This window comes from Planctomycetaceae bacterium (assembly GCA_039680605.1).
GTDB lineage: Bacteria > Planctomycetota > Phycisphaerae > SM23-33 > SM23-33 > JAJFUU01.
On the sequence record JBDKTA010000067.1, the window covers coordinates 41,677 to 59,928 of the forward strand.

13 protein-coding genes are annotated in these 18,252 nt (G+C 65.2%); 9 read left to right on the forward strand and 4 right to left on the reverse strand.

Features of this window, described 5'->3' with window-relative positions:
* The first annotated feature begins 73 nt into the window (after positions 1 to 73).
* Positions 74 to 910 carry a hypothetical protein gene (locus tag ABFD92_19655; protein MEN6506757.1) on the forward strand — a complete coding sequence of 279 codons (837 nt, stop codon included), beginning with the start codon at positions 74 to 76 and terminating at the stop codon, positions 908 to 910.
* A 26-nt stretch (positions 911 to 936) separates the two neighbouring features.
* Here the strand turns inward: ABFD92_19655 and ABFD92_19660 are convergent, their stop codons facing one another.
* The gene (locus ABFD92_19660; protein ID MEN6506758.1) at positions 937 to 1,341 is read right to left on the reverse strand and encodes a PEGA domain-containing protein; all 405 of its coding nucleotides are present in this window, start codon (positions 1,339 to 1,341) and stop codon (positions 937 to 939) included.
* Between the two features lie 126 nt (positions 1,342 to 1,467).
* Between ABFD92_19660 and ABFD92_19665 the strand changes: the two genes are divergently transcribed.
* The 5 genes from ABFD92_19665 (at position 1,468) to ABFD92_19685 (ending at position 7,127) form a co-directional block, all read left to right on the forward strand.
* Positions 1,468 to 2,961, forward strand: a complete 1,494-nt coding sequence (locus ABFD92_19665; protein MEN6506759.1) for a glycosyl hydrolase family 28 protein — start codon at positions 1,468 to 1,470, stop codon at positions 2,959 to 2,961.
* Positions 2,962 to 3,030: 69 nt separating this feature from the next.
* A complete protein-coding gene (locus ABFD92_19670; GenBank protein MEN6506760.1) occupies positions 3,031 to 3,909 on the forward strand; it encodes a phosphatidate cytidylyltransferase in 879 nt (292 codons plus the stop codon).
* Positions 3,910 to 3,913: 4 nt separating this feature from the next.
* A complete protein-coding gene (gene polA, locus ABFD92_19675) occupies positions 3,914 to 6,631 on the forward strand; it encodes a DNA polymerase I (GenBank protein ID MEN6506761.1) in 2,718 nt (905 codons plus the stop codon).
* Between the two features lie 67 nt (positions 6,632 to 6,698).
* Entirely contained in the window at positions 6,699 to 6,920 is a 222-nt protein-coding gene (locus tag ABFD92_19680; protein ID MEN6506762.1) for a type II toxin-antitoxin system HicB family antitoxin, read from the forward strand.
* Positions 6,921 to 6,932: 12 nt separating this feature from the next.
* Entirely contained in the window at positions 6,933 to 7,127 is a 195-nt protein-coding gene (locus ABFD92_19685; protein ID MEN6506763.1) for a type II toxin-antitoxin system HicA family toxin, read from the forward strand.
* A gap of 6 nt (positions 7,128 to 7,133) precedes the next feature.
* On the opposite strand, the gene ABFD92_19690 is transcribed toward ABFD92_19685, so the two are convergent.
* The 3 genes from ABFD92_19690 to nrdR form a co-directional block, all read right to left on the reverse strand.
* On the reverse strand, positions 7,134 to 8,237 hold the full coding sequence (locus ABFD92_19690) for a DNA topoisomerase IV subunit A (GenBank protein ID MEN6506764.1): 1,104 nt from the start codon (positions 8,235 to 8,237) through the stop codon (positions 7,134 to 7,136).
* A 75-nt stretch (positions 8,238 to 8,312) separates the two neighbouring features.
* Positions 8,313 to 8,867 carry an ATP cone domain-containing protein gene (locus ABFD92_19695; protein ID MEN6506765.1) on the reverse strand — a complete coding sequence of 185 codons (555 nt, stop codon included), beginning with the start codon at positions 8,865 to 8,867 and terminating at the stop codon, positions 8,313 to 8,315.
* Positions 8,868 to 8,910: 43 nt separating this feature from the next.
* Complete coding sequence (gene nrdR, locus ABFD92_19700) at positions 8,911 to 9,414, reverse strand: transcriptional regulator NrdR (protein MEN6506766.1); 504 nt, start codon at positions 9,412 to 9,414, stop codon at positions 8,911 to 8,913.
* 378 nt (positions 9,415 to 9,792) lie between these two features.
* On the opposite strand from nrdR, the gene ABFD92_19705 reads away from it, so the two are divergent.
* The 3 genes from ABFD92_19705 to hisA are packed head-to-tail and all read left to right on the forward strand — an operon-like array spanning position 9,793 to position 18,136.
* Positions 9,793 to 15,210, forward strand: coding sequence for an MG2 domain-containing protein (locus ABFD92_19705; protein ID MEN6506767.1), 5,418 nt, complete (start codon positions 9,793 to 9,795; stop codon positions 15,208 to 15,210).
* Positions 15,207 to 17,384, forward strand: a complete 2,178-nt coding sequence (locus ABFD92_19710) for a transglycosylase domain-containing protein (protein MEN6506768.1) — start codon at positions 15,207 to 15,209, stop codon at positions 17,382 to 17,384. The genes ABFD92_19705 and ABFD92_19710 overlap by 4 nt, the downstream gene beginning before the upstream one ends.
* Positions 17,385 to 17,410: 26 nt before the next feature.
* Complete coding sequence (hisA, locus tag ABFD92_19715; GenBank protein ID MEN6506769.1) at positions 17,411 to 18,136, forward strand: 1-(5-phosphoribosyl)-5-[(5-phosphoribosylamino)methylideneamino]imidazole-4-carboxamide isomerase; 726 nt, start codon at positions 17,411 to 17,413, stop codon at positions 18,134 to 18,136.
* Positions 18,137 to 18,252: the final 116 nt, after the last annotated feature.

Here is an 18,252-nt window from a genome sequence, read left to right on the forward strand (position 1 = left end):
ATCATTATTACGCAGCGGTTCCGGCACGGCCCGCCCTTTACATCGGAACCTCTCGCCGAGTACCATGAGCCCGATGATTGACGCTGACGTACATCCCCTCAAACCGCGCCCGCTGCTGCGGTCGTCGCTGGTGCTGCTGGCGGTGCTGGCGGCGGTGGTCGCCGCGGCGTGGGCCGTCGTCGCCGTTCGCGCCGGCGCCACGCGCCGCGGAATAGAAATCGTACGACGCCTGCAGGAGCAAGGACTACCTCAATTGCTCGGCTCGCAGCCGCAGGTGCGGGCTTACCGGGTCACCGAGCCCCAGTCCGCTCGCGGATGGCGGCTCATTCGAGTCGAACCGGCCCCAAAGGGGTATGCCGGACTGGCCGCCGAAAAGCTGCAGGACGGCAAGCGGGCCTATCAGGCTGAAGAACGTTGGCGGGCTACCGACAACCTCAGCCGCGTCGAGTACGAAGCGACCGACGACATGGCGACTCGTCGCGGCGTCTCCATCCTCCTGACCGCCCAAAGCGTCACGAACCGGACAGTGACGGTGATCATGGCCCAGGGCAGCGAAGGCATTTCCGGCAAGGGCCCGGCCCCGGACAACTATGTGCCCGAGGGCATGCTGCCGCTGGCGATTCGCCTGGCCGCCGAGGGGGGCGAGCCCGCCAACATCACGATGATCCTCAACAACGAAGCGCTTCGCCCCACGGCCAGGGGCGTCTACGAACCCAACTTCACCCCCGCCCAGATCCGTCCTCGCTCTGGGGGGCAGGTGGAGATCAAGATCGCCGGCAGCACTCAGACCTACACGCTTAACGACAGCGGGCAGATCATCCACATCCGTCATGATAGCGGCTTGGAGTATTCCGCCGTGCCCGTCGAGGAACTGCGCAAGAACTTCGACATTTCACAGTTCCTGAGGTGAGTCGCGTTCGGCCCGGATTCTGCGATTCAATGCTTTTCGGGTTCCAGCACGCGTTTTTCCATGATGACGGCCCGCTGGATGAGTTCTTCGTCGCTGGGGCTTTCGGCCTTGACGAGGATCTGGTGAAAGTACCGGAAGTCATGATACGTCCATGGCGCCAGTTCGCTCATCAGGTCGATGGGCGGAACTTCATACCAAGGCATGTTGATCTGGGCGTGCGTGCGGACCGTCTTGTAGTCCTTGAGCTTATAGAGAATCTCGTAATCGCCATACCACGTGAACGGGATGGTCACCGGCGTGCGGCCGACTTCTTTTTCGGAGACAATCACGATCGCCCCCGGCGGGTCGGAGGTGAAGGTGATCTGCCGTTCGACGCATCCGGCAGTCAAGGCCGCCGCGACGATCATCAGTACCATCGTGTGTCTGAGCATGGTCGTCATTGTCGCCGACCGCCCCCCGCCAGACAAGCGCAATCGTGCCCGGCGGCCGGACCGGGCGGGACAACGGCCACCCGTTGCTTACGGACGGGGCAGGCATTACAGTGAGGCATAATTAAGATGAAAACAGTAATAGCGTATAGTGCGCCTGAAGGGGCGAAGGTGGTCGACGACTGCGGACCGGTGAAGCGGAATATTCACAGGATTTCCGGCGCCGCCGTCGATCTCTCTGACGATTATTCCGTGTCCGTCAACGGCAGGGAATTGCCCGTCTATCGCTGTTTTACCCACGGGTACGCCAACGAAGAGTACTTCTCCCATATCCCCTCCTTCGGCGGGCCGTATTCGTTTGCCTACTTTGACTTCGAAGGCACGGCTCGCGTCACTGTGACATCGCACAAGCGGCCGCTGGATAATCTCAAGATACAGCCGCTTTCGAAGAATCTCGCGGCCGACATCGACGGGCAGTCCGTGAGCTTTGAGCTGACCGCCCCGCCGATCCACATCTCGATCGAGCCGGACGGGCGCAGCGGTCCGCTGCTGCTGTTTGCCAACCCGCTTGAAGAATCGCCGCCCGCCCCCCAGACGCCGGGGGTGAGATATTTCGGCCCGGGTGTGCATGAGGCGGGGATCATCGAGTTGTCGGATAACCAGACGCTCTACATCGCCGGAGGGGCGGTGGTCAAGGGGGGCATCGAGGCTCGCGGCACGAATATCCGCATCATGGGCAGAGGGATACTGGACGGCTTCGACAGGCCCCGCGACTACCACGGCTCTGAGAACGGTTTTGTGAGGCTGGAGGACTGCGATAACGTCCTGATAGAAGGCATCATACTCAAGGACGGTTGGGCCTGGAATCTGAACCTGTGCGGGTGCGACAATGTGAGGATCAGAAACCTGAAGATCGTGGCCGCGCGGTGCGAGAACGACGACGGCATCGACATCTGCAATTGCAGGGGCGTGAGGATCGAGGACTGTTTCATTCGCACCGAAGACGATTGCATCGCGCCGAAAGGTTTCGGATATCGCGGCAGCCAGGAAGTGTCGGATATCGAGGTTGTGCGATGCGTGCTCTGGTCTGACAAGGCGCACATCTGGCGCATCGGGTGCGAGTGCCGCGCCGCGGTCATGCGCGATATGCGTTTCCGGGACATTGACGTCGTCCACTACAGCAACAACTGGTGGATCGACGGCGGAATCCCCGAGCGGATCGAGCCCAAGCCGGTGTGGGATGAGATCCCCGAGTACATGCTCGACCTTCCGACGTGCATCTCCATTCAGCCCGGCGAAGACATGCTGATGGAGAACCTCCGCTTCGAAGACATCCGGATCAACCACGAGGGGCAGAAGTGGTTCATGGAGATATTCCCAAAACCGACGCTATGGTCTCAGCGGCGCTGCGGCGGAATGCTGCGAGGCTGCGTCTTCAAAGACGTCCGGATAGATGGCGAGCACTCGCGCGCTGAGGCAGGGATACGAATCTGCGGCCTGGACGAGTCGCACGATGTGCGTGACGTCGTCTTCGACAACGTAACGCGCGACGGCCGGCGCTTGTCTGAAGAGTCGCCGGGTTTGCAGATGAGAGGCCACATCAGCAACATCACGTTTGTGTAGCCGCGTCAACGCCCGTTGGCATGGCCAAGACTCTGGCTTTTTGCAGCGTCACAGCGCCTAATACGGTTCATGAAAACACGCATCCTTTTGGGCGCGGTTCTGATCGCGATCTTATGCGGCCTGTTCTACCTCGACTGGGCCCATCAACGGTACGTCACCACCTCCACCGAGCCTACGCGCCTGGACAAGATCCCGCAGGGCGCTGTGATGGCGGCCGTGCTCGTGCTCGTGATATTGCTGGGGCTTCGGGAAATGCGGGGGCTTTCAGCCGCGGTCGGCATTCGAACGCTGCGAAGCTCGGCGCTGGTTTCGACACTGGCGCTGGCGCTGCTGCCGCTGGCGATGAAGGAAGGCACGCTCTCAAGCACGCTGCGGGTCGAGAACCTGGTCCTGGGCGTGGCGCTGGGGTTGGTGTTTTTCGAGCAGATGATCTTTCGCGGCGTCGACGACGCCCTGCGCAGCGTGGCGGCGACGGTCCTGGCGATCCTGTATCTTGGCGTCGGGACGGCGATGATGCTGATGATCCGCCTGGATCACGGCCTCATGGCGTTTCTGCTGTTCCTGGCGGCGGTCAAGTGTACCGACATCGGGGCGTACTTCGCCGGCACGGCGGCCGGGCGGCACAAGATGGCGCCGCGGATATCTCCGGGCAAGAGCTGGGAAGGTTTGGCGGGCGGTCTGGCGGCGGCGGCGGGCGTGAGCATGCTGCTGGCGCACGTGCTGGCGATGCCCCTGACATTGCCCCAGGCGGCGGTCTTCGGCGTCATCGTGGGCCTGGCCGGACAGTTCGCCGACTTGTGCGAAAGCGCCCTCAAGCGAGCGGCGGGCGTGAAAGATTCCGGACACGTCCTGCCGCAGTTCGGAGGCGTATTAGATATGCTCGACTCACTGCTGCTGTCGGCGCCGGCGGCCTGGCTGGTGCTGCACCTGATGACCGCCCCAAAGTGAACGCATGACCGACACCCTGTACATCATCGACGGACATTCGCAAATCTACCGCGCGTACTATGCCCCCGGACCGACGCTCACCAGCCCCACCGGCGAGCCCACCGGCGCAGTGCATGTCTTCTGCCAGATGCTCTTCAAGATCATTGCCGACCGCAAGCCAACGTACCTGGCGATGGCGGTCGACGGCCCGGCGGAGAGACTCCTGCGACGCGGGGTGTACGCTGACTACAAGATCACCCGCAAGCCCGCGCCAGAGGATTTCCGCCCCCAGGCCCAGCGCATCATCGAAATCGTCAGGGCCATGGGCATTCCCGTTCTGGAGGCGGTCGGACACGAGGCCGACGACATCATGGCCACCGCCGCGACCCGCTACGCCGGCGACGATCTGCAGGTGGTCCTGGTCAGCCGCGATAAAGACCTCGACCAGCTTGTCGGCCCCAACGTCATCCTCTACGAGCCGATGAAGGGCGAGACGCTCGACGCGCCGGCGATCCTGGCGACCAAAGGGTACCCGCCCGACAAGGCCGTCGAGGTCCAGGCCCTGGCCGGCGACGTCTCGGACAACATCCCCGGAGTCCCTGGCATCGGCCTCAAAACCGCCGCCAAGCTCATCGCCCAGTACGGCAGCGCCGACGAGGTGCTCAACCACGCCGACGAGCAGACGCCCGCCCTGCGACAGCGCCTGATCGACGGGCGGGCGGCGGTGGCCTTGTCGCGACAGCTCGTCGAACTGCACCGCAACGTGCCGCTTGATCTGGACCTGGCCAAGATGAAGTTCACCGGCATCGATGCGGCGGTGCGGCCGATCTTTCTGGAACTGGGTCTCAATCGCCTGATCGACCGCCTTAACGAGTTCAAGGTCGAAGGCCCCCAGCGCCTCGACGTGCAGGAGGTGGCCGCGCGGCACGACCAGACCACGGCCGCCAACTTCACGTACGAGTGCATCGACACGCCCGAGAAGCTGTCGGCACTGGCGGCGGAGCTTGCGGCGGTGTCGCGCCTGGCGGTGGACACCGAGACCACGGGCCTGGTCCCGACCCGAAGCGACCTGGTGGGCATCTCGCTGGCGTGGAAGAGCGGCCACGGCGTTTACCTGCCGATCAAGGGCCCCTTGGGCGGACGCACGCTGGAGATTGATGCCGTGCGGGCGGCCATAGGGCCGGTGCTGGGAGACGCGAAGGTCGACAAGGTCGGGCAGAACATCAAGTTCGACATGCTCGTGCTGGACCGTTACGGGTTCCAGATCGCCGGCAGGATCTTCGACACGATGGTGGCCGCCTGGGTGCTCAACCCGACTGCCGACACGTTCAAGCTCGACGCCCTGGCGGCCGAGATGCTCAACCATCGCTGCATCCCGATCGAAGAAGTGATCGGGCGCGGGCGCCTGCAGACCACGATGGACGCCATGCCCATCGACATGGTGACGATCTACGCCGCCGAGGACGCCGACGTGACGCTGCGGCTGGCAGACGTGCTGGCCGAGCGCCTGAAGAAGTCCGGCATGGAGGAGTTGTTTTACGACATCGAGATGCCGCTGCTTCCGGTGCTGTTCGAGATGGAACGCACGGGCATCCGCGTCGAGCCGGGCGTCCTCAAGCAGATGGAGATGCGCCTGTCGAAGGAAGCCGACGCCCTCCGCGAGCAGATCATCGCCAAAGCGGGAATACCGTTCAACCCCGACTCGCCCAAGCAACTGGCCGACGTGCTCTTCGATCGCCTGAAAATGCCCATCCTCCGAAAGGTCAAGACCGGCCCCAGCACCGACTCGGCCGTGCTGGAGGAGTTGGCCGTGCTCCACGAAGTGCCCGCCCTGATCCTCGAATACCGCCGCCTGACCAAGCTGCTCTCGACGTACCTGACGGCGCTGGCCGAGTGCATCCACCCCGCCAGCGGGCGCGTGCATACGAGCTTCAGCCAGACCGGCACGGTCACGGGGCGACTCTCCAGCCGCGACCCGAACCTGCAGAACATTCCCATCCGCAGCGAACAGGGCCGGCAGATCCGCGGGGCGTTCATGGCCGACGAGGGCAACGTGCTGCTTTCGGCAGACTATTCGCAGGTCGAGCTGCGAGTGCTGGCGCATCTGTGCGAAGACCCGACGATGATCGCCGCGTTCAATGCCGGGGCCGACATCCACACGATCGTGGCCGCCGAGGTCTTCGCCGTGCCGCTCGAGCAGGTCACGCCCCAGCAGCGCTCGCGTGCCAAGACGGTCAACTTCGGCATCATCTACGGGCAGACCGCTTTTGGCCTGGCGGTGACGCTGCGCATCCCGCGCGACGAGGCGGGCGACTTCATCAAACGCTACCGCAGCCGCTTCCCGCGCATCGACCAGTTCCTCGCCGCCTGCGTGCAGGCCGCCAAGGACAACGGATACGTCGAGACGATCTTCGGCCGCCGAAGGGCAATCCTGGATATCGATTCCCGCAACCCGCAGCGCCGCGCGCTGGCTGAACGCCTGGCGATCAACTCGGTGGTCCAAGGCTCGGCGGCGGACTTGATCAAGCGGGCGATGGTGAACATCCACGCCCGCATCCGCAACGAGAACCGCCCCAGCAAGATGCTGCTGCAGATCCACGACGAACTGCTGTTCGAGATGCCCGCCGAGGCGGTGGAATCGGAAAAGCTGATGATCGTGCGCGAGATGGAAGGCGCCGTCGCGCTGCGCGTCCCGGTTCGAGTGGACGTCGGCGTCGGTCGCAACTGGATGGAGGCGAAGTGACAACGCAGTTGCTATCTGAAAACGCCTTGTCACTGCCTTCTATAGTGGCAATAATGAAGGTGGAGAAATGATGATGGCAAAGCATTATACAGTCAGTGACGGAAAGCTGGTACTGGATCTGGAAGAAGCGTCCGAAGGCGGTTACATCGTCACGTCCCCTATGGACGCGGAGCTTATTACCGAGGCGGAGACGGTCGCTGAAGCCTTTGTCAACGCGCGTGACGCCATCAAAGCTTTGAACAAGTCGCGGGCGAAGCTTCTCAAGCAAGTGGAATTAGCTGCCAAATAGGGCTGGCAACCCATGAAGCGACGCCAACTCGAAAAGCATCTCCGCGATCATGGATGCGTCCTGCATCATCATGGCGGAAATCATGACATCTGGATCAATCTGAAATCACTCTCTCGCTCGCCGGTTCCTCGCCATCCCACGCTCAAGAAAGGAACCGCTAAAGGAATCTGCCGCATGCTCGGCGTGCCGGTTCCTGCAGGTTGCTAATGCGACTTACGGAAGGAATTTGTCGATTTCCTTGAGCTTCTTTGGCAAGTACGTCTTGGCGACAAACTCCAGACCGTGTTTTGCCAACGCCTGCTGCTCGACGCGGACTCCCATTTTCAGCATGTGTTCCATCGCCCGCTGCCAGGGCTTGTGGTGGACGATGAACGGGTCGTTCTTCATCGCGTCTTTGGCACGCTTGATGTCGACGTCCTTGAGCGGATGGGTGGGCAGCTTGTACTCGGTGATGTCATCTGGGGTGACGCCCAGGAAGCGGGCCTGGGGCACGCAGAAAAACTCGTTGAGGTGCGCGGCGTTGCCCGAGCCGACTTTCAACGTGCGGTAGATGTTGAAGTATCCGTACGGGTCGCCGTCGGTGAATACGTAGACGGGAATCTTCTTGGTGTCAGCCAGCAGGCGGATGAACCGCCGGCACGCGCGGCTGGGCACGCCGCCCATGGACACCAGGATGCAGTGGTGCTTGTCGTAGAAGTCCTCCTCGACCAGGCGCTCGAACATGCCCTTGGTCTCGACGGCCAGGATGAACGCTGCCGCGGTCTTGAACTTCAGCTCCTCCACCACCGTCGGCACGGAGTAGGCGCCGCTGCCGAACTGCGTGCAGTCGATCTCGATGAGTTTCTTGGTGCGCCGGTCGCGGTCGATCACCACCAGCTCGCCGGCCACCTCGCCGCCGTGCTCGTCGGCGCGAAAGTGGAGTTGCTCACGATTGGTCGCGAGCATGGCTTCGACGTCGTCCATGACGGTGTCGGATTCTTCCTGTGCGGCGAAGGCGGCCTCGCCCCAGTTGTACGCCTGGTAGTACGCCTCTCGCTTGGTCGAGTGGCGCTGGGTCTGGATGAGGTCCTTGCTCATCGAGAGCATCTTGAGGGTCTGGGCGAAGGTGCGGACGGTGTTGACCGTCAGCGTACGGACCTTGTTGTGCCCCTTGAGTTTGAAGAAGCCCGTGCGCGGCTGATAGCTCACGTTGGACAGCGTGCGGATGGGCAGCTTCATCTGGGGCTTCTGGCGGTTCTGGATGCGTTGATAGACGTTGCGCGCCTCGCCCTCGATCTTCGCGGCGACAGCTTCACCACTCAGCGCTTTGGATGACATCACGAACCTCCAAAAGAAGTAATCGGTAACCAGTAATCGGTAATCAGTGCGTGCGGGCGGGTTCCCGATTACTGATTACGGGTTACCGATTACTGTTGTTACGGGCACCGCGTCGGCCAGCCCCATGGCCACAACGCGCCGGTTGAGCAGTTCCACGAGTTTGCCGCGGGTGATGCGGCTGATATTGCTGCGGCGCAGTTCCGTTTCGACTTCGCCGGCGATGATCCGTCCGGTAGCGGGCATGAGGTGCCAGCTCTTGGCCGCCAGTTCGGCGACCCAGGCCTTGTCCCAATAGGTCACGCGGTCGTCGCCGTGGCAGATGCAGGCTCCCCTCCGCCACAGGCCTCGTTTGGAGCTGTGCGTCCCCAACGTGCGGGACGCCCCTCCCAGGCCCACCTTGCGCAGCACCTTGACGGCCATCTCCAGGATCGAGCCGCTGGAGACCATCGGCAGCGGCCCGTGCATGAGGAACATCTCGATAGCCGCCGAGAGGTGCAGTGCGTCGAAGTATTCCCCCGGCGTGCCTTGCATGGCGCGCCACAAGGCGGCGGCCAGTTTGTGAACGTCAAACAGCTCGACGGTTCCATCCCGCTTGAGCACTCGAATCGTCCTTGATTCTTTCTCTTTCACGGCTGCTCCTTCTCCGCGGCGGATCTTACCGCCCGCGGCGCCGTCACGCCCCGTCGTCGCCGAACAATTCCTTTTGCTCGGGCCCCACGACGGGGGCATCCTTGACCTCGGTCGCCTCTTCGATCAGTTCGCCCACGTCGACGAAGTTTCGGTAAACGCTGGCGAACCTCATGTAGGCGACCTTATCGATGTTGCGCAGACAGTCGCTGACCAGGTCGCCGATGACCCGCGAGGGCACTTCCTTCTCGAATCGCCGATACAGGTGATCCTCGACGGTCTCGAGCATCGAACGGATCTGCTCGCTGGTGATCTGCCGCTTGTAACAGGCGCGTTCAAGACCGTCGATGACCTTCTGGCGATCGTACGGCACGCGCGACCCATCCTTTTTGATCACCGTCAGCTTGATGCCTTCTTCAGGCTTCTCGTACGTGGTGAATCGGCGCTCGCAGACGAGGCACTCCCGCCGCCTGCGAATGGCGCGCCCGCCTTCGCTGCTGCGAGAGTCAACTACTTTGTCATTATTTTTGCCACAAAATGGGCACTGCATCGCAGGAGCCCTCGGTAGTGCGCCGCTTCTATATATAGGATAATCCTAAGTATAACCGCCAATATCTTGGGCGTCAACGTGGATATCGGTCTTTCTTTACTTCTCCGGAGGAAAGTCGCGGCGGAGGCACCAAGTATTCATCAAAGACAGTTTCATCAGCTTTGATGAATACTTGCGCCTCAGGGCCGTACTGGCACCAAATGAAAAAGTAATTCAGACAGCGAATTACTTTTTCATTTAGTGCCTCCGCCGCGACTTTTCCCCTTTCGGCGGCAGATGGTGGTATAATGCCCGCCGCCGTTGGGGCACAGACAGGTCAGGACAGTCGCGATGGATTGTGACGATGTCCGCGATGTCCGCAGGGATGGAGTGACAGCCATGACATGGGCCAGGTCGAGATTCTGGGTGGTAGCGGGTATCTTTCTGGTTATCAACTTGGCCGCCCTGGCGTGGATCCACCACGCCGCCAGCCGCGCCAAGGGCTCCTTGCGCATTCTGAGAGTCACGCCACTGACGCAGCTCGATGCGGCCGACCGCCTGGCCATCGTCTTCGACGAGCCGGTCGTCAAGTCCGCCGCCCTGACGGCGCCGCTGGAGGCCTCGCCGTTCGAGATTCAACCGCCCATTGACGGACGCTGGCAGTGGGCCTCGTTCGACCGGCTGGAGTTTTTTCCCAACCAGCGAATCCCCGCCGGAAGGCGGTTCAAGCTGGTCCCCTCGCCGATGGCTGAGCGGGTGCTGGGCGGGCGCCTCAGCGGCGTCAGCACGTTCGACCTGACCTCCGGCGCCTTGGCGGTGATCAATTGCGAGGTGCTGCGCGCCGATCGCGAGGCGGTTGATATCGAGATCGAGTTCAATCAGAAAGTCGATCCCCGCCACCTGGTCGACCGCCTGACCCTCCGCGACCCACACGGAACCGTCCTTAAACCCCAGTGCCTCGTCCAGGAGCCCGCACTGAAGCTCCCCCTGCGAGTTCAGCGGCCGCAAGAGGGCTGGTTGACCGTGCAGATCGACGCGGGTCTGACCGGCGCTGGAGCGCAGGTCGCCATGGATGCGCCGTTCTCCACATCCGTCAAGGCCGCATGGCAGTTCGTCCTCCAGAGCGCCTCGGCCGGCAGGCCGGCGCTGGAGAAGGATATCGACATCACGCTCAAGTTCTCGCAAACGCTGGATAAGACCCAGCCCCTGCCCTCACTTAACGTGATACCGGAGGTGAAGGACTTGCGGGTGAGCTGGCACTCGACCGGTTACGACTCCACCATCAATGCCCTCTGCCTCAGCGCCGCGTTCCTGCCGGGGACCAAGTACCGCATCGACGTGCCGGCGGGCCTGCGAAGCACCGGGGCAGCCGTTGCCGCAAAGCAGACGGTCTACGTCGAGGTGCCGCACCGCTCGCCCTCGCTGAACATGCCCAATACCCGCGGCGTGCTCTCGCCGCAGGGCAACATGCTGCTGGAACTCGAGACCGTCAACGTACCGGCGGTCAAGATCAAGACCGCGCGCGTACACAACAACAACCTCGTGCCGCACCTGGTGTCGTATTACCGGCAGTGGTCGCGCCCGCAAGTGGAGAAGACCGTGCCGCTCGACACGCCGGCCGACCAGCCCACCACGGTGGGGCTTGACCTGGCGTCGCTGACGGGTCGCACGCCGGGGATCTATACGGTGGAGGTTCACCGCGTCGACTCGCGGTGGGACTACGAGCGCGGCGTCATCGCCGTCACCGACCTGGGCATCACCGCTAAACAGGTGGCGCAGGGATACGTCGTCTGGGTCACGTCGCTGCGCACGGGGCAACCCGTCGCCGACGCGAAGGTGACCGCCGTCTCGCGCACCAACCAGGTTCTCGGCGCCGGCGCCACCAGCGCCGAAGGGCTGACCACGATCAACATGGTGCATAACGGTCCGGACGGACCGGCGTTTGTCATCACGGCCGAACTGGGCGAGGATATGGGATACCTCCAGCCGCAGGACCGCCCCTGGGTCGTCGAGGGCGTCGACCAGACCGGCAGGCCCGCCCCGCAGGGTTATGACGTGATGCTCTACGCCGAACGCGGCGTATACCGCCCCGGCGAGACCATCCACCTGACGGGAATTATCCGCGACCTGCAGGGCCAGACGCCCCCGCCGTTTCCGCTGAGCCTCAAAGTCATCCGCCCCGACGGACATCGCGCGACCGAAATCTCGCTGCGATTCGACGCCAACTCTCAAGGCGTCTTCCACGCCGACTACACCCCGCCGGCCGACGGGCAGACAGGGCCTTACACCTGCAACGTCACCCTTCCGGGCGCCGACACCGTGCTCGGCAGCGCCGCACCGTTTGTCGAATCGTTCGTGCCCGTGCGCATGGAAGTCAAAGCCAAGGCCGATCGCGACGTCTATCACGGCGACCAGCCCATACAGATCAGCGCCTCGGCACGATACCTTTTCGGTCAGGCGGCCGCCGACCTGCCGGTAAAGGCCCTGGGCAAGCTGACCCTGGGACGGTTCACCTCCAAGCGACACCCGCGATACGTTTTCGGCGACGCCAAGGCCAGCCGCAGCGTCGATCTCGAGGAGGTCTCGCAGGCGCTGGACGCCAACGGCCAGGCTGCCCTGACGCTGCACTGTGCCGCCGGCGAGGCAGCGCCCAGGCCCAAGGGCTGGTGGAAAGGCTCCGCCAGCGTCACCGTGACCGAGCCGGGCGGCCGCTCCGTCTCGACGAATGTGCCCCTCGTGCAGGACACCGCCGGGCGCTACGTCGGGCTCGAGCCGCCGGCGAGCAACATGGTGCGTTCCGATTCGACAGTATCGCTGGAGTGGGTCCAGCTTAACGGCGACGACACGCCGGCGGCCGCCGGCGACTTGACGTACACCCTCTCGCGCATCGAGTACGACTGGACCGTCGAAGCCGTCGGCCGCACGCGAGCATGGAAGACGGTCGAGCGTCTGATCGAAGCCAAGCAAGGCCGCCTCACCGCCGGTCAGCCGCACGGGCAACTGACGCTGGCGTTTCCTCAGGCGGGCCACTACCGCCTCAGCGTCGTCGACGCTACATCGGGCAGCGAGACGGTGCTCTATCTCTACGCCGCCTGGGCCCACGAGGATACGGGCGGTTTCACGGTCAACCGCCCCGGCATGCTCGAAGTGGTGCTCGACAAGGCGAAGTACGTGCCTGGAAGCACCGCGCAGGTGCTGGTGCGCAGCCCATTCCCCGGCACGATGCTGCTGACGGTCGAGGCCCAGAACGTGCTGGAGCACCGCGTCGTGCAGCTTAAGGGAAAGTCAGTCCAGATCGATCTGCCCATCGCGGCAGACCTGCGGGGCGGTGCATTCATCGCCGCCACGGTGGTGCGCGCGGTCGACCCCGAAAGCGACAAATGGCTCCCCATGCGCGCCATGGGGATGGCGCGGCTGGAGCTGGATCACTCGCCGCGGAAGATGCCCCTGACCATCGCGGCGCCGCTGTCGGCCCTGCCCGGAGCCAAGGTTCGCGTCACGGTCACGGCGCCCCCGTCTACGGACGCGTCGCGCCCGGCGATGGTTCACCTCTGGGCGGTGGATGAGGGCATCCTGCTGACCTCGGCGTTCGTTACGCCCGATCCGATGGAGCGATTCTTCGTCCACTGCAAGCTGGACGTCATCAGCTCGGACATCTTCGCCGACCTTCTGCCCGACCACGCGCGGCCCAAGACCATGGCCCGCATCGGCGCCGACGCCTCTGAGCGCCACCGCCGCCGCACCGAGGCCGTACCCGTCCGGGTCCGCAAATCCGCCGTCGTGTGGCGACAAGCCGTGCCCGCCGGACCCGACGGCGTCGTGACCGCCGATCTGGACCTGCCCGACCTGTCCACGGAGATGCGCCTGATGGCCGTCGCCGTCGACGGCGATCTCTACGGAACAGCCCAAACGCCCCTGAAAGTCACTTCGCCTCTGATGGTCGAAACAAGCTGGCCGCGATTCGTCTCCCCCGGCGACACCTTCTCCGTTCCGGTCAAGGTCTTCAACACCACAGACGGCGCCCTCAACGTGCAGGCGGCCGTCGAGATATCCGGACCCGTCACGCTCACCGGCGCCACCGCTGCCCCTGCTGCAGCGGGCGCCCCGCGAAAGTGGGCGATCGGCCAACTGGCACTGCCGCCCCGATCGGCAAAGACAATCTGGCTCGAGGGCGTCGCTGCTCAGGCCGGTCAGGTCACCGCCCGAGCGATGGTGCAGGCCGAGTCGGGCCTGGCCGCCCACGACGAGGTGCTTTTCACCTGCCGCCCGCCGGCCACGCTTGAGACCGTCACGCGATTGACCGCCGTCCAGGCGGGCAAGCCCCAGCGCGTCGCCATCGACAACTCGGCAATGCTGCCGGGCACGGCCCGGACGGTCGTCAGTCTCAGCGGCCGCAGCAGCGTGCAGTTGCGCCAGGCTGTGGACGAGCTGATCGATTATCCGTACGGCTGCGTCGAGCAGACGACCAGCCGCCTCTACGCGATGCTGTATGCCCCGGCGCTACTGGCCGGCGACGACTCGCGGGCGGTCAATGCGCGGGCGATGATCGACTCGGGCGTGGCGAGGCTCTGGTCGATGCAGACGCGCGACGGCGGCCTGGCGTACTGGCCCGGCGGCGGGGACTCGAGCCCGTGGGGCACGGCATACGCGGCGGCGTTTCTCGCGCGGGCGCGGCAGGCGGGCGTCGCCATCGACAAGCGATTCTCCGACGAACTGGTGCGATACCTGCAGACGCGCCTGCGCCGGGCGTACACCGAGGACGTCTCGGCCAACGACCAGGCGCTGTTCTGCTACGTGCTGGCGGCGTTTGCCTCGCCCGACCTGAGCTCGATGAACCGCCTCCAGGAGCGACTGGACTTGCTCGACCTCGGCGGCCGCGCCGATCTCGCGGCGGCATGGCTGGCCGTGGGGCGAAAGGATCGCGCCCGCGCCGCCCTCCCGGACGAGACGATCACGCAGACGATCACCGCGACCACCGGCGGGCGCATTACGTCGCAGACGTCGGCCCAGGCCAACCTGCTGGGCGTGATGCTGGATCTCGACGCCGCCCACCCCTGGGCCCCGCTGCTGGCCGACCGCCTCAGCAAGGCTCGCACGCAAGGCTGCTGGAGCTCAACCGTCGAGAACGCCGCCTGCGTGGCGGCACTGGCACGATACCAGGCCACCGTCACGGACGAGACCGCTTTCTCCGGCACCGCAGAGTGGACCGGAGGCAAGACCGCCTTCGCCCACTCCCACACGACGTCGGCCGACGTCGGCGCCGCCGAGACGATCCAACTGACCAGTACCGGCAGCGGCACCATCTTCGTGACCATGACGACGCAGGGTCTTGCCAAGAAGCCGCCCGCTCCCTACGACCGCCAGCTTGAGGTGCGCCGCACGTGGGCCGACAGCAAGGGCAAGGCGATCGACCCGGCCAAGGTTCGCGTGGGCGATACTGTGCGGGTCAGCGTCACCTGCCGCACGCTCGGCGATGCCGACTTTTCGTTGGAAAACGTGGCCGTCGTCGATGCCCTTCCCGGCGGCTTCGAGGTCGAGAATCCTGTGCTGAAGACTTCGGCCGCGGCGGTACAGGAGGGCGACATCGCCCCGCCGGCCCGGGCCGAATCGCCTACCCCGCCGGCAGACCACGTCGAGTTCCGCGACGACCGCGTGTTGATCTTCACCGGCGTGGCCGGCAAGCCCCGCACTTTCTCCTACACCCTGCGGGCGATCACGGCCGGCACGTTCACCCTGCCGCCGGTGCAGGCCTCGTGCATGTACGACGGCGGCTGCGCCAGCCTTCACGGCGGAGGCGCGGTGGAGATCGCCAAATGACGCTTCGGGGCATCCGTCGCTGGTTGAGGCGGGTTCTGGTCGCGACGACCGCCGCGGCGGCGGTCTCCCTCGCGGTGCTGGCGGTGCTCTGGCATGCGTATCCGTTCCCGATGGAGCGCCTCGATGCTCTGCCGGCCAGCCCCGTCGTCACCGACCGCGGGGGCACATGCCTGCTGCAACTGACAGCCGCCGACGAGCAGTGGCGATTCCCCGTGCCGCTGGAACGCGTGTCGCCGTGGCTGCTCAAGGCCACCATCGCGGCCGAGGACAAGCGGTTCTACGAGCACCCTGGCGTGGACTCTGCGGCGGCGGCTCGGGCCTTGCTGCAGAACCTCAGCGCCGGCCGCACCGTTTCCGGGGCCAGCACGCTGACGATGCAGATCTGCCGCATGATGGACGCCCGCCCGCGGACACTCTGGTCCAAGAGCGTCGAGGCGTTCCGCGCGGTGCAGTTGGAGTCGCGCCTGTCGAAGGCCGACGTGCTCTGCGCGTATCTCAACCGCGCGCCGTACGGGCGAAACTTCTGCGGCGTCGAGGCCGCCTCTCAGGCGTACTTCGGTTGCAGCGCCTCGCAGCTCAGCCTGGCCCAGTCGGCGCTGCTGGCAGGGCTGCCGCAGTCGCCGGCGCGGTTCCGCCCCGACCGCCGCCCCGCCGCGGCGATGGCGCGGCGTCAGTACGTGCTGGATCGCATGCTGGCGCTGGGCTACATCACGCCCGGAGAGTATCGCTGCGCCGCCGACGAACCGCTGGCGATTCGCTCGAGCGAACCGGACAGGTCGGCTTTGCATGCGGCACAGTTGGCGCTGTCGCAGCGGCCCGGCGGCGGTCGCACAACCATCGACCTGGCCCTGCAGCAGGAAGTCGTCCGCCTCGTGCGGGCCCACGTGCCTTCGCTGCCGCCGCAGTCGGACGTTTCGGTGGTGGTGATCGATCTGGCCGGGGGCGAGATCCGTTGCCTGGTCGGTTCGGCGGACCCAGACGATCCCAACGGCGGCCAGGTCTGCGGGGCCACCGCCTGGCGCAGCCCCGGGTCGGCGCTCAAGCCCTTCGTCTATGCGGCGGCGTTCGAGGCCGCCCGCGCCGACGCCAATACCCTCGTCTACGACGTGCCCATCGAGCGCAGCGGCTGGGCGCCGCATAATTTCGACGGCACGTTTCGCGGCCCGGTCACCGTCGCCGCGGCCCTGCGCGACTCGCTCAACGTTCCGGCGATACTCGTCGCCGAGCAGATGGGGATGGAGCGATGCGCGGGATTGATGACCGCGGCGGGCGTTGCGTTCCGCGACCGCCCCGCGCAAAACCTCGGCCTGGCGATGGTCGTCGGCGGGGCCGAGGTGCGGCTGCTGGATCTGACAAACGCCTACGCCACGATCGGGCGAGGCGGCGTATATCGACCGGCGGTGCTGTTTGCGGATTCAGGGGTCGGGGAGCATGGGCGAGACGCCCATGCCACAAAACCGGCCGGTGGCATGGCGACACCGGTTGTATCGGGGTCGCCATGGGCATGCCACAAGACCGGGGAGCATGGGCGAGACGCCCATGCCACACAGACAGAGCATGGGCGAGACGCCCATGCCACACAAACGCGGGCCATGGATGCAAACGTCTGCGCGGCGCTGGACGCCATTCTCTCCACGCGCAACCGCTGCCCGGCTGGCATGGAAGACCGCCTCGGCGACGCGATTCCCTGGTTCATGTGGAAGACCGGTACCAGCAGCGGCCGGCGGGATGCCTGGGCGCTGGGGCACAACGGACGCTTCGCCGTCGGCGTCTGGGTCGGGCGATTCAGCGGCGGCGGCAGCGGCGGGTTCGTCGGGGCCCTGGCGGCCGAGGCGCTGCTGGCAACCATCTTCGACAGTCCGCTGGTGCGAAGCACCCGCCCCACCGCCGCGGCGCGGCCCTGGGTGGTCATGCATCCGCTGGACAGGCCTGCCGAGGCGGCCGCTCCCGTACACATCGTCTATCCCGCCCAGGGGGCCACGTTCGTGACCATCGCCGGCCAAGCGGTCATCAACGCGCGGGTCAACCAGGACCGAGAGCTTCACTGGTTCCTCGACTCGCACCTGCTGCCCCAGCGCCAGGCCCCGCGACTGACCTTGCCCGCCGGGCGGTACGAGTTGCGATGCGTCACCGCCGAGGGGCAGGCCTCCGCCGTCACCTTTCACGTGCAATGAATAACCCTGCACGGTATTGTTTGCCCATGGACATTCTTCCGGCAATTGACCTGCGCGGCGGCAAGGTGGTGCGCCTGGCCATGGGCGACTATGACCGCCAGACCGTCTACAGCGACGACCCGGCGGCCGTGGCGAGAGAGTTCGCCGCCGCCGGGGCCAAGTGGATCCACATCGTCGACCTCGACGCCGCCCGCAGCGGCGAATTGACCAACCTGCCCGCGCTGGCGGCGATCCGCGCCGCCGTGCCGCTGCATCTGGAAGTCGGCGGCGGCGCCCGCAACGACGCGGCCGTCGCCCGCCTGATCGACTGCGGGGCCGACCGCGTGGTCATCGGCTCGGCGGCGCTGAAAGACTGGGCGTGGTTCGAGCGCCTGGTGCAGCGCGACCAGATGAGCGGGCGCTTGGCCCTGGGCCTGGACGCCCGGGAGGGCAAGCTGGCCGTTGCGGGCTGGCGGGAGCAGTCGCAGGTCGCGGCCGTGGACCTGGCGGCGCGGGTGAAGGGTTGGCCGCTGGGGGCGATCATCTATACGGACATCGCCCGCGATGGGATGTTGTCGGGGCCGAATTTTGACGCCACGGCCGAACTAATCGCCTCTACCGACGTATCGGTAATAGCGTCCGGCGGGGTCAGCAATCTCCAGGACATTCTCCAGTGCCAGGCCATCGGCTGCAGCGGCGCTATTGTCGGCAAGGCGTACTACACTGGGGCGGTGGACTTGGCCGAGGCCTGCCGCCGCATCGGTGAGCCCTGAAAAAATTTCCCGGAAAAGGCTTTGCTTTTTTCCGCCGGTCGCTATCATAGCGCCGACAGAGGGGTGAAGAGGTTCTTAGAAGGCCTGGCGGTTTCCCGAACTTTTGTGCCAGGTGC

Coding starts and splice junctions, on each gene's coding strand:
- ABFD92_19710 (MEN6506768.1), top strand. CDS start 15,207: ATGACGCTTCGGGGCATCCGTCGCTGGTTGAGGCGGGTTCTGGTCGCG.
- ABFD92_19660 (MEN6506758.1), bottom strand. CDS start 1,341: ATGCTCAGACACACGATGGTACTGATGATCGTCGCGGCGGCCTTGACT.
- ABFD92_19655 (MEN6506757.1), top strand. CDS start 74: ATGATTGACGCTGACGTACATCCCCTCAAACCGCGCCCGCTGCTGCGG.
- ABFD92_19680 (MEN6506762.1), top strand. CDS start 6,699: ATGATGATGGCAAAGCATTATACAGTCAGTGACGGAAAGCTGGTACTG.
- ABFD92_19670 (MEN6506760.1), top strand. CDS start 3,031: ATGAAAACACGCATCCTTTTGGGCGCGGTTCTGATCGCGATCTTATGC.
- ABFD92_19665 (MEN6506759.1), top strand. CDS start 1,468: ATGAAAACAGTAATAGCGTATAGTGCGCCTGAAGGGGCGAAGGTGGTC.
- ABFD92_19705 (MEN6506767.1), top strand. CDS start 9,793: ATGACATGGGCCAGGTCGAGATTCTGGGTGGTAGCGGGTATCTTTCTG.
- ABFD92_19690 (MEN6506764.1), bottom strand. CDS start 8,237: ATGTCATCCAAAGCGCTGAGTGGTGAAGCTGTCGCCGCGAAGATCGAG.
- hisA (MEN6506769.1), top strand. CDS start 17,411: ATGGACATTCTTCCGGCAATTGACCTGCGCGGCGGCAAGGTGGTGCGC.
- polA (MEN6506761.1), top strand. CDS start 3,914: ATGACCGACACCCTGTACATCATCGACGGACATTCGCAAATCTACCGC.
- ABFD92_19685 (MEN6506763.1), top strand. CDS start 6,933: ATGAAGCGACGCCAACTCGAAAAGCATCTCCGCGATCATGGATGCGTC.
- nrdR (MEN6506766.1), bottom strand. CDS start 9,414: ATGCAGTGCCCATTTTGTGGCAAAAATAATGACAAAGTAGTTGACTCT.